14 protein-coding genes and 2 pseudogenes are annotated in these 10,040 nt (G+C 54.6%); 14 read left to right on the top strand and 2 right to left on the bottom strand.

Annotation, left to right across the window (positions count from 1 at the left end):
• Positions 1–7: 7 nt before the first annotated feature.
• The 3 genes from CAG46_RS24510 to CAG46_RS24500 all read left to right on the top strand — a co-directional run bounded on the left by CAG46_RS24510 (position 8) and on the right by CAG46_RS24500 (position 1,273).
• Positions 8–382 carry a barstar family protein gene (locus tag CAG46_RS24510; protein WP_025337627.1) on the top strand — a complete coding sequence of 125 codons (375 nt, stop codon included), beginning with the start codon at positions 8–10 and terminating at the stop codon, positions 380–382.
• A gap of 196 nt (positions 383–578) precedes the next feature.
• Complete coding sequence (locus tag CAG46_RS24505) at positions 579–809, top strand: HNH/ENDO VII family nuclease (RefSeq protein ID WP_256575139.1); 231 nt, start codon at positions 579–581, stop codon at positions 807–809.
• A 2-nt stretch (positions 810–811) separates the two neighbouring features.
• On the top strand, positions 812–1,273 hold the full coding sequence (locus CAG46_RS24500; RefSeq protein WP_046616161.1) for an SMI1/KNR4 family protein: 462 nt from the start codon (positions 812–814) through the stop codon (positions 1,271–1,273).
• 49 nt (positions 1,274–1,322) lie between these two features.
• On the opposite strand, the gene CAG46_RS24495 is transcribed toward CAG46_RS24500, so the two are convergent.
• Positions 1,323–1,610 (bottom strand): helix-turn-helix domain-containing protein, encoded by a 288-nt coding sequence (locus CAG46_RS24495; protein WP_200900017.1) that lies wholly within the window; start codon positions 1,608–1,610, stop codon positions 1,323–1,325.
• On the opposite strand from CAG46_RS24495, the gene CAG46_RS24490 reads away from it, so the two are divergent.
• The 11 genes and pseudogenes from CAG46_RS24490 to gdhA all read left to right on the top strand — a co-directional run bounded on the left by CAG46_RS24490 (position 1,594) and on the right by gdhA (position 9,820).
• Positions 1,594–2,424 (top strand): hypothetical protein, encoded by an 831-nt coding sequence (locus tag CAG46_RS24490; protein ID WP_046616159.1) that lies wholly within the window; start codon positions 1,594–1,596, stop codon positions 2,422–2,424. The two genes, CAG46_RS24495 and CAG46_RS24490, sit on opposite strands and share 17 nt — an antisense overlap.
• A 100-nt stretch (positions 2,425–2,524) precedes the next feature.
• On the top strand, positions 2,525–2,830 hold the full coding sequence (locus CAG46_RS24485) for a phage integrase N-terminal SAM-like domain-containing protein (protein WP_256575138.1): 306 nt from the start codon (positions 2,525–2,527) through the stop codon (positions 2,828–2,830).
• A pseudogene (locus CAG46_RS24480) lies at positions 2,808–3,424 on the top strand (IS5 family transposase); the annotation flags it as partial. The gene CAG46_RS24485 and the pseudogene CAG46_RS24480, both read left to right, overlap by 23 nt.
• Complete coding sequence (locus tag CAG46_RS24475; RefSeq protein ID WP_080958505.1) at positions 3,357–3,671, top strand: DNA/RNA non-specific endonuclease; 315 nt, start codon at positions 3,357–3,359, stop codon at positions 3,669–3,671. The pseudogene CAG46_RS24480 and the gene CAG46_RS24475, both read left to right, overlap by 68 nt.
• Positions 3,671–4,000 (top strand): hypothetical protein, encoded by a 330-nt coding sequence (locus CAG46_RS24470; protein ID WP_085618661.1) that lies wholly within the window; start codon positions 3,671–3,673, stop codon positions 3,998–4,000. The genes CAG46_RS24475 and CAG46_RS24470 overlap by 1 nt, the downstream gene beginning before the upstream one ends.
• A 275-nt stretch (positions 4,001–4,275) precedes the next feature.
• Complete coding sequence (locus CAG46_RS28610) at positions 4,276–4,488, top strand: hypothetical protein (protein ID WP_143493505.1); 213 nt, start codon at positions 4,276–4,278, stop codon at positions 4,486–4,488.
• Positions 4,489–4,632: 144 nt separating this feature from the next.
• Positions 4,633–4,800, top strand: a complete 168-nt coding sequence (locus CAG46_RS28795; protein WP_158090807.1) for a hypothetical protein — start codon at positions 4,633–4,635, stop codon at positions 4,798–4,800.
• The gene (locus tag CAG46_RS24465) at positions 4,800–5,351 is read left to right on the top strand and encodes a hypothetical protein (RefSeq protein ID WP_085618659.1); all 552 of its coding nucleotides are present in this window, start codon (positions 4,800–4,802) and stop codon (positions 5,349–5,351) included. The genes CAG46_RS28795 and CAG46_RS24465 overlap by 1 nt, the downstream gene beginning before the upstream one ends.
• 57 nt (positions 5,352–5,408) lie before the next feature.
• Positions 5,409–5,663 (top strand): MafI family immunity protein, encoded by a 255-nt coding sequence (locus CAG46_RS24460; protein WP_075043697.1) that lies wholly within the window; start codon positions 5,409–5,411, stop codon positions 5,661–5,663.
• An 832-nt stretch (positions 5,664–6,495) separates the two neighbouring features.
• Positions 6,496–8,163 (top strand): energy-dependent translational throttle protein EttA, encoded by a 1,668-nt coding sequence (gene ettA, locus CAG46_RS24455; protein ID WP_015268893.1) that lies wholly within the window; start codon positions 6,496–6,498, stop codon positions 8,161–8,163.
• A gap of 316 nt (positions 8,164–8,479) precedes the next feature.
• Entirely contained in the window at positions 8,480–9,820 is a 1,341-nt protein-coding gene (gene gdhA / locus CAG46_RS24450; RefSeq protein WP_015268894.1) for an NADP-specific glutamate dehydrogenase, read from the top strand.
• A 123-nt stretch (positions 9,821–9,943) separates the two neighbouring features.
• Here gdhA and CAG46_RS24445 read toward each other — a convergent pair.
• Positions 9,944–10,040: pseudogene (locus CAG46_RS24445) on the bottom strand (GreA/GreB family elongation factor); the annotation flags it as partial.

The raw sequence follows: 10,040 nt of genomic DNA, 5'->3' as shown, positions 1-10,040 counted from the left end.
AGTGGAAATGCTGCCATTCAAGTACTCCGATCTCACGCCTTCATTCGACGCTGCGGAAGTCTTTTATGTCCGTATTGATCCGAAAATTTCTCTCTCGGAAGAGCTGCTGAGCGCGCTATATTACCAGCTATGGCTTCCAGGGTATTTTGGATTCAATTGGGATGCACTCTACGACTGTTTGAGAGATCTTGAATGGATTCCATGCCGCAAGGTGGTTCTTGTGCATGAAGTTACTCCAAACGTGCCAGTAGATGACCTGAAGGTTTATCTGGAGGTGTTGCGCGACGCGGCTCTTGACTGGGGGCGAGATGAGGCGCATCAATTGGAGGTTTTCTTCCGGTCGACTGACCGAAGTGCCGTGGAGGCACTTTTAATGAGCTAATTCAAGTGGTGCAAAAGGAATAGGGAACGCTACAGAGGCGGGCTCTGTTTTTACTCAGTAACGTAATTTTTGGTCAAAAGATCCTATTCAGTTTAGTGGGAATAAGGTCTATCAGCGGAATGATTTATTTGATCCTAGTTTGCAAACTGGTTGGCGTGAAGGTGGCAAAGTCATAACAGGTAGTAATGTTGAGGGTATGGCCTCTGGTCGAGCGCCCATAGGTGTAGATGGCAAGTCGGTGAACCTGCACCATATGACGCAAACACAGTCAGGGCCTATTGCAGAAAAGACGCAAAGTTTTCACCAAGCCAATAGCGCAACTATTCACATTAACCCTAATACAATTCCTTCTGGTGTTGATAGGGCAGCTTTTGATAAGTGGGAGGTGCAATGCTGGAGGCAACGATCTGCAGGCTTTAGGAATTGAGAATGAGCCAAGTTACGACGCATCAAATTGAGGATTTAGTATCACTGCATCCTGATATCGTGTGCTTTGGTAGCCAGGCCGATTGCGTGGGTGATGACTGGATTGAGAAGGCCGAGCAGCAGCTAGGGCTTGAACTGCCAGGGTCGTACAAGTGGTTTTTAAAGACGTATGCGGGTGGCGAGATTGGTACTGAAGAAATTTACAGTATCTATGGCGTGGACTTTGAGGGTATCAATGGAGGGGATATTGTCTATCAGCATATTGTGGGCATAAAAAATAATCTGGTAGATGGCAAAAAGCTTGTGATTAGCGAAACTGATATGGGGGAAGTCTTTTTCTTTGACTATTCAAAATTTAAAGATGGTGAGTGTCCCGTGAATCTTCGACTTCCGTCTGGTGAAGATGTTAATTACGCTTCAGATTTTTATGAGTTTTTATATAAACGAATTTCTGCTCATATTTGATTGGTGTCCTCATTCTGTACCCGCCATGCGCCGGTGTTGTTTTATCTGCTTACTGCAAAATCTCCTTTCCTTCGCTGCTTGCTTTGGTCGTGGCCTGAGCGATCAGGGCATCGAGCATCTGCGCAACGAATTTCTGTTGGCTTTTAGATAGCTGCTCGATGGCTTCCAGTTGCTGTTGCCATTTTGGAGCAGGCCCACGTTTACGCACAGTGGTTTCCTTCTGCTGACCAAACAGCTCTTCGAATGTGGTCGAAAGCAGCCTGGCCAGCTCCGGCAACGCCGCTACCTGGATACGCCGCTTGCCGGACTCATAGGCTTGGATGGTCTGCTGGGACACGCCCAGCCGTTCAGCCAGTTGGGTTTGGCTGCTGGCCGACGCCGTAAAACAGGCGATTACGCGCCTGCATCAGAATGCCCAGCGGCTGATCAAAACCGTGGCGTTCGCCGATCAATTGACCTTTCTTTCGGACAAAACCCGTACCCGGCGCGACCACATGAAATACCTGACGCTGATTCGCTGCATTGCCTTGCTGCATCAGCATCAACGCCCGGTCAAACACATTGAGCACCGAGGCAAGTCGTTGGCTTACATCGAGGTCACGAAGGGCGACATCGTGTTGGCCAATCGGCTGGCCCACGACATTCTTGGGCGCACCCTGGACGAACTGCCGCCGCAAACGCGGCGTTTGCTGGAGTTATTGCAGGGCTGGGTCGAAGCCCGAAGCCAGGCGCAGGGGCTTAAAAAGAATGAGTTTCGGTTTGGTCGCAAGGACGTGCGCGAGGCCACCGGTTGGGGGAATACCCAGTTAAAAATCCATTTGGGCCGACTGACCGAACTGGAATACCTGCTGCCGCACCGCAAGGGGTTAGCGCATGAATACACCCTCACGTATGACGGCAAAAGCGGTCATCAACCGCATTTGATGGGCCTGATCGATGCCGACCAACTCGACAACACATCCGCTCGGTCGGGGGATTCAGAAAAACGATCGGACTCAGGTCGGGCCATGGTCGGTACTCAGTCGGACACCCTCAACCATGCGCAAAGCCACGCCATTTCTGGCGTTGAGGCCGAAGCGGTCGGTCTGAACGAAAAACCACTGATCCAGCATCCACAAAACAACCACTCCGCGTTGTCCAGCGCCGTCTAAGTCGAGGTGGTTATGCCGAAAAAAAGACGAGAGCAAAAAACAGCGTGTTTCGGAACAAATCATTGGCCCACTAGGCGATCCCGGCAGCCTGTATTTTCAGATGAAACAGTTTCTGCAATACCAGCGTGAGCGTGGTTATTCCGAGCGCACCGTGGGCAACCGCGAAAGCCTGTTGATTGCGTTTATCCATTGGTGTGACGAACGCGGTTTTACCCGGCCCCAGGAAATCACCCGACCCATTTTAGAGCGCTATCAGCGTCATCTTTTTTTGTATCGAAAAGCCGATGGCGAACCGCTGTCGACCCGCAGCCAAACGGTGCGCATCACGCCGATTCGGGTCTGGTTCAAGTGGCTGACCAAGACCAATCGCATCTTGTACAACCCGGCTTCACCTGAGATTGAATGAGCAAGGCTTGATTGATCTGCAAACCTGGATGATCGACTCAACCGCAGTACGTGCAACCCGAGCCTCATCTGGCGCTCGGAAAAAAGGGGGCCTGACGAACCTGCCGATCACGCTCTAGGCCGCAGTCGCGGTGGCCTGACAACTAAGATTCACATGCTCTGCGACGCCAACGGGACACCGTTGCGCTTCCTCCTCTCTGGCGGTCAAGCCAGTGACATCAGCTACGCACAACCACTGCTGGACGAAGTCAGCATTCCATCAAACCAACCTGGCCGCCCGCGCAAGCGCTGCAAATGGTTGCTCGCCGACAAGGGCTACGACGCCGAAACGCTGCGCCGATACTGCGACCAGTACCGTATGCAACCCGTCATCCCGATGCGCTCTATGAAGCGCAAACCCAAGCCTGGCTTACCCAGACTGTTTGATGGGCCCAAATACTGACAGCGCAACATCATTGAACGCATTTTTGGCTGGCTGAAAGAGAATCGCCGCATCGTCACACGCTTCGACAAGCTCGCGAAAAGCTATGCCGCCATGGTCTCACTGGCTTGTTCCATGCGGTGTTTGCGACATCTCTTTTCGTACGGAGCCTAGTATATTCAACGGACCTGGGGAGAGGTTGAACCTCCTTCCCATGAATGGGAGCTTGAATAAAGGTACTTGGAAATCTATGGGGGATACATGGGCGTCCGCACTCAAGGAGGGAAAGCAAGTTAACGTAAAGATTGAGACTATTTATTCTGGCAATAGTGTTCGGCCAGAAAGCTTTAATGTGCAGTATTCAATAGGTATTGCTCGTCCAAAAGAAATTGTATTTAAAAATTCACCGGGTGGAAATTGATGCGTAGTGATGATGATATCTACAATGACATTGGGGGTATTCTGTTTGAGATTGCTCCCGATGGAGCCTGTAAAGTTATTATGCGTGCACAACTATCCCAGGAGCTAGATAGCTGTGAGTATGAGTATGACTACATTGATGTACAAGGTAACGTTGCCTGGTTTACGGCAGGCGGGCGAGTCAATACAGATATTTTAGATCTTTTAATAGAGTTGCGTCGTTGGTATGTTGAGAATAAACTGACAGGAGGACTGCCAGCGTGGAGTGGCTGTGAGGTGGCCTTGGACTTGATTAAATTTAAAATTTGCATCGACTTTATTTATCCTTGAGAATTAAGTGGCAAGTTTAGATGTAGAGGCTTAGGCTGAATGTGGTGTGCTTTTGGGAAGTGTCAGCCTTTTTGTGTGCGAGCCGGTAACGGCCTGCCGTCTGGCAGGCCCTGATTTTCACTGGGTCGGCCTGATGAACCGATCTCCGTACAAATCGCGAATTTGATTCATCGCACTTTTCCAATCCTGCGCCGCTGAGCCCCAGTTCGCCGTCATGTTTCGCAGGCCCAGCCAGATCAGCAGAGGCAATCAATGAACGGGCACGTCAGGACGGCTTGCTCGGCTCGACCTTGGCGCCGGTGGATGTGCCAGGAATCATTAATCTTGTCGATAAAGGTGCTACGCGGGATGATGTAGTCAAGTTAGCGGCGGTGGTGATACTAGGCAAAGCTACCAGCGGTGCAAAAGGTACTGCAACAGATCCGAAGGTCACCATCAAAGATCACTATGATAATCACTTGAATATGGTGGATGACATAAAGGATTAACTTTCGTCTCAAGGGTTCAGAGTCAGCGAAAAGGAAATGTCATTCGGTAGCTCCTGCGGAACTGGTCGTTGTAGGCCAGATATCGTGGCCGAAGCACCTGATGGGACCTTGAGAATTATTGAGGTTAAGACAGGTGGCGCGGACTTGAGTATTCGTCAGTTAGAATTTTTCCCTCAAATAAAAGATGGGGCTTCAATTCCAAGAGGGAAAGTTTCCGAAAGTTTTGGCCTCACGCCAGGCGTACCACTAAAGGATCAAGGTTATCCTAACGGTATCCCTATTGAGATAATGAATTTTCCTGGTGCTAAGTGATGAAGGAAAAAGATGTGGCTTCAATTTTGACGGAGCAGGGCTGGGTTTGTAGCAAGGATGAAGTCGGGGATTATTTTTGCGTGACAGATGTTGATGGGGTTAAAGTTCAAGTAATCCCGTCTGTGAAGAAGCGCTCGGATCATTTTCGGGTGTCACTTATGCCATCGGTTTCGACCAAAGAATTCTCGGAAACTGTTGCGTTTGTGTGGGGGGAGGGGAGCGGATATTCGCCGGTAATAGTTAGTAATGAGCCTCCGGAGAAGTTGCCTGAATTTTCTAGTGATGATGTTCTCAGGATGTCTGAGAAAGCCATGTCTTGGGCACGCTCTCAAAATATTGAGTCCGGCCTGATGGTTTATAGAAGTCTGCCGACTGACAGTAAAGGCGCGATGCCCCTTCGGCACTTAGCTGCATTGGCAATAGCTGGTGACGTTGAACGATTGAACGGTTACAAGAAGAGCTTTGAGATGGGAGACAGGCTTGGTTTTGTACCCTGCATTACTGATGGCATGATTGATCGGGCAGTCTTGAAAGCCAAACTTGCAAAATAGATTTTTTCTTGAGCGCTACACGCTGAAGCGTCGCGGCTAATCAATGAGGTAAATTTTATGTTTGCAGATCGTATTATTGAATTCGGGAAGAAATTCGACGGCCGATTGGAAGCTGGCCTGCTCCAAGGGGCTTTGGACTATGTCGCGTACAATGAGGAAGGCCTAGCCTTTGAGATACTATGCGATCACATTTGTGAATTTGATATTTCTATTACGGACGACGAGTACCAGGAGGCAGTTAGACTTATCACAGATCTAGGGTTTGATTTAGATGAGGGACCGTTTAAGCACTTGGTGGGATTGAAGAAATAAAAACCTAGGGGTCGGTTGGTGCAAAAGACGCAGGTGAGGTTGCCTCTATTGGCGGAAAGACCTGTGTTTATAACTGCGTTGTTGATGGCGTGACGAGATTAATTTAATTGGTCATGAAATGAAGTTTGGCATTGAATTTGTATATAGTAATTAGATTAAGTTCATATTCATCCAGGCACCGGCCTCGACCAAAGCCAGCAGCGAAGGAAGGGAGGCCTGGCTTGAGCGATCAGGGCATCGAGCATCTGCGCAACAGAGTGTGGGTGATGTCGTGTTCTTTGCGCAGGCGGGCAATTCGCTCGCCCACGGCAATGAAAAATTCACGTTTTTCGCTGGTGATGCTCAGTCCGCAGGCCAAGCCCCGTCTTGGTCTATATCAGAGGGGCGTACTCCGCTTTGCTCAGCCTCCCTTTGTCCAATGATGAACATGACTACCTTTCTGCCACCCAGCAGGCGAACAGTTGAGCGTGTCGCACGTAGTTGAGATGATAGCCAGCTTGGCAGCGGCGACGACTGGCGCAGGCGCCACAGGAGCGAGCAGCCTGCCGGCTCTGAGCGTCATGGCGAGGTCGATTTTTTGAAGCGAGAACATGAGGTAGGGCGGAAAAGGCTGCTTCACTGCGTTGCACCACCCAGCGACGGCATCCAGACCCCCGGCCAATCCTCGCCAGCTGCGCAACGGATCATTTTCATGGCGAGAAGGCTGTTTACGCGTTTTTGCAGCCCAAATTAACAGCGCGACGCCAGACAACGAATTTTTTGGCAATGGCAGCCCGGTCAAATTCACGTGGGCTGCCCGGTATTTCTTAACCTTTAGACTGGGGTATCCAGAATGGCTCAATACGTCTACACCATGCATCGGCTGAGCAAGGTCGTGCCGCCGAAGCGGGAAATTCTCAAGAACATTTCCCTGTCGTTCTTCCCGGGCGCCAAGATCGGCGTGCTCGGCCTGAACGGCGCCGGTAAATCGACCCTGCTGCGGATCATGGCGGGCGTCGACAAGGAATTCGACGGCGAAGCCCGTCCGATGCCCGACATCAACGTTGGCTACCTGCCGCAGGAACCGCAACTGGACCCGAACAAGTCGGTGCGCGAAGTGGTCGAGGAAGCGGTCAGCGTGATCAAGGACGCCCAGGCGCGCCTGGACGAGGTCTATGCTGCCTACGCCGAACCGGATGCCGACTTCGACAAGCTGGCCGCCGAGCAGGCCAAGCTGGAAGCCATCCTGCAGGCCGCTGACGGCCACAACCTTGAGCGCCAGCTGGACGTTGCCGCCGACGCCCTGCGCCTGCCGGCCTGGGACGCACGCATCGAGCACCTGTCCGGTGGTGAGAAGCGCCGCGTGGCCCTGTGCCGCTTGCTGCTGTCGGCCCCCGACATGCTGCTGCTGGACGAACCGACCAACCACCTGGACGCCGACTCGGTGGCCTGGCTGGAGCGCTTCCTGCACGACTTCCCGGGCACCGTGGTAGCCATTACCCACGACCGTTACTTCCTCGACAACGTCGCTGGCTGGATCCTGGAACTGGACCGCGGCGCCGGCATCCCGTACGAAGGCAACTACTCGGGCTGGCTGGAAGCCAAGTCCGAGCGCCTGGCGCAGGAATCCAAGCAGCAGAGCGCCCACGAGAAGGCCATGAAAGAGGAACTGGAATGGGTGCGCAAAGGCGCCAAGGCCCGCCAGTCCAAGTCCAAGGCCCGTCTGCAGCGCTTTGAAGAAATGCAGTCGCAGGAATTCCAGAAGCGCAGCGAAACCAACGAGATCTACATCCCGGCCGGCCCGCGCCTGGGCGACAAGGTCATCGAGTTCAAGAACGTCACCAAGGGCTACGGCGACCGCGTGCTGATCGACAACCTGTCGTTCTCCATGCCTAAAGGCGCCATCGTCGGTGTGATCGGTGGTAACGGTGCCGGTAAGTCGACCCTGTTCCGCATGCTGATGGGCAAGGAACAGCCGGACTCGGGCAGCATCGAGATCGGTGAAACCGTGCAGCTGGCCTGCGTCGACCAGAGCCGCGAGGACCTGGACGGCGGCAAGACCGTGTTCCAGCAGGTTTCCGACGGCTCCGACATGATCCGCATCGGCAACTACGAGATCCCGTCGCGTACCTATGTGGGCCGCTTCAACTTCAAGGGTGGCGACCAGCAGAAGTTCGTCAAGGACCTGTCCGGTGGTGAGCGTGGCCGTCTGCACCTGGCCCTGACCCTGAAAGAGGGCGGTAACGTCCTGCTGCTCGACGAACCGTCCAACGACCTCGACGTCGAAACCCTGCGTTCGCTGGAAGAAGCCCTGCTGGACTTCCCGGGCGCGGCGATCGTGATTTCCCACGACCGTTGGTTCCTGGACCGTGTGGCTACCCACATCCTGGCGTACGAAGACGACTCGAACGTGGTGTTCTTCGAGGGCAACTACACCGAGTACGAAGCTGACCGCAAGAAGCGCCTGGGCGATGCTGCTGCCCAGCCGCACCGTGTACGGCACAAGAAGCTGGCCCAGTAAGCCGGTGTTTTGATGCACAAGAATGGGGCCCTTTGAGGCCCCATTTTTGTGCCTGACTGGAAAGTGGTGCTGACTTCATTCGCGGGCATGCCCGCTCCCACAGGGATGCCCATAGCTCTCGGGCTTGCGCAGCTCCTTTGTGGGAGCGGGTTTACCCGCGAAGAGGCCAACACTGATAGCGAATTTGTATACAGTTATAGAAAACGCACCAAATAATTTCAAAAAAACGACATTCCGCCCTATTCCGGTGCGATTGCTTCTTGGTACATTCCTGAAAAAAACCAATAAGTCCAATCCTCTTGGTGAGATGTCTACCATGATCGAATCTGTCGACAATTTCCTCGCGCGCCTGAAGCAACGCGACCCGGCCCAACCTGAATTCCACCAGGCTGTGGAAGAAGTGCTGCGCAGCCTGTGGCCATTCCTCGAGGCCAACCCGCATTACCTGCAGGCCGGCATTCTGGAGCGCATGGTCGAGCCCGAGCGCGCCGTGCTGTTCCGCGTGTCCTGGGTCGATGACCAGGGCAAGGTGCAGGTCAACCGCGGCTACCGCATCCAGATGAGCAGCGCCATCGGCCCGTACAAGGGCGGCCTGCGCTTCCACCCGTCGGTAAACCTGGGCGTGCTCAAGTTCCTGGCCTTCGAGCAGGTGTTCAAGAACTCCCTCACTTCGCTGCCCATGGGCGGCGGCAAAGGCGGCTCGGACTTCGACCCCAAAGGCAAGAGCGATGCCGAAGTCATGCGCTTCTGCCAGGCGTTCATGAGCGAGCTGTACCGCCACATTGGCGCTGACCTGGACGTCCCGGCCGGTGACATCGGCGTGGGTGCCCGCGAAATCGGCTTCATGTTCGGCCAGTACAAGCGCCTGGCCAACCAGTTCACTTCGGTGCTGACCGGCAAGGGCATGACTTACGGCGGCAGCCTGATCCGCCCGGAAGCCACCGGCTACGGCTGCGTGTACTTCGCCGAGGAAATGCTCAAGCGCCAGGACAAGCGTATCGATGGCTGCCGCGTGGCGATTTCCGGTTCGGGTAACGTGGCCCAGTATGCTGCGCGCAAGGTCATGGACCTGGGCGGCAAGGTGATTTCGCTGTCCGACTCCGAAGGCACGCTGTACGCCGAAGCCGGCCTGACCGATGCCCAGTGGGATGCGGTGATGGAGCTGAAGAACGTCAAGCGTGGCCGCATCAGCGAACTGGCCGCGCAGTTCGGCCTGGAGTTCCGCAAGGGCCAGACCCCGTGGAGCCTGCCGTGCGACATCGCCCTGCCGTGTGCCACGCAGAACGAGCTGGACGCCGAAGACGCCCGCACCTTGCTGCGCAATGGCTGCATCTGCGTGGCCGAAGGCGCCAACATGCCGACCACCCTGGAGGCTGTGGATATCTTCCTGGAAGCGGGCATCCTGTACGCCCCGGGCAAGGCCTCCAACGCCGGCGGCGTGGCCGTGTCGGGCCTGGAGATGTCGCAGAACGCCATGCGCCTGCTGTGGACTGCCGGTGAGGTGGACAGCAAGCTGCACAACATCATGCAGTCGATTCACCATGCTTGCGTGCATTACGGTGAAGAGGCGGATGGCAGCATCAACTACGTCAAAGGTGCGAACATCGCAGGCTTCGTGAAAGTGGCTGATGCGATGCTGGCGCAGGGCGTGGTTTGATTCGAGGCCGTTGGGGCCGCTTTGCGGCCCTTTCGCGACACAAGGCCGCTCCCACAGGGAAATGCGTACTCCTGTGGGAGCGGCCTTGTGTCGCGATGGGCTGCAAAGCAGCCCCCAGGTCCCTCAACCTTCACCCAAAATCTCAACCACTTCGATCACCTGCTCCCCCACCGGCCGCCGCCAGACCACCTCATCCCCAGGCCCCGCCCCGAGCAAAGCC

This window comes from Pseudomonas sp. B23(2017) (genome assembly GCF_002113725.1).
GTDB classification, from domain to species: domain Bacteria; phylum Pseudomonadota; class Gammaproteobacteria; order Pseudomonadales; family Pseudomonadaceae; genus Aquipseudomonas; species Aquipseudomonas putida_Z.
The sequence above is the reverse complement of the archived record's forward strand: the minus strand, read 5'-3'. Positions and strand labels throughout refer to the sequence as shown.

Coding starts and splice junctions, on each gene's coding strand:
- CAG46_RS24510 (WP_025337627.1), top strand. CDS start 8: ATGCTGCCATTCAAGTACTCCGATCTCACGCCTTCATTCGACGCTGCG.
- CAG46_RS24505 (WP_256575139.1), top strand. CDS start 579: ATGGCCTCTGGTCGAGCGCCCATAGGTGTAGATGGCAAGTCGGTGAAC.
- CAG46_RS24500 (WP_046616161.1), top strand. CDS start 812: ATGAGCCAAGTTACGACGCATCAAATTGAGGATTTAGTATCACTGCAT.
- CAG46_RS24490 (WP_046616159.1), top strand. CDS start 1,594: ATGGTCTGCTGGGACACGCCCAGCCGTTCAGCCAGTTGGGTTTGGCTG.
- CAG46_RS24485 (WP_256575138.1), top strand. CDS start 2,525: ATGAAACAGTTTCTGCAATACCAGCGTGAGCGTGGTTATTCCGAGCGC.
- CAG46_RS24475 (WP_080958505.1), top strand. CDS start 3,357: ATGCCGCCATGGTCTCACTGGCTTGTTCCATGCGGTGTTTGCGACATC.
- CAG46_RS24470 (WP_085618661.1), top strand. CDS start 3,671: ATGCGTAGTGATGATGATATCTACAATGACATTGGGGGTATTCTGTTT.
- CAG46_RS24465 (WP_085618659.1), top strand. CDS start 4,800: ATGAAGGAAAAAGATGTGGCTTCAATTTTGACGGAGCAGGGCTGGGTT.
- CAG46_RS24460 (WP_075043697.1), top strand. CDS start 5,409: ATGTTTGCAGATCGTATTATTGAATTCGGGAAGAAATTCGACGGCCGA.
- ettA (WP_015268893.1), top strand. CDS start 6,496: ATGGCTCAATACGTCTACACCATGCATCGGCTGAGCAAGGTCGTGCCG.
- gdhA (WP_015268894.1), top strand. CDS start 8,480: ATGATCGAATCTGTCGACAATTTCCTCGCGCGCCTGAAGCAACGCGAC.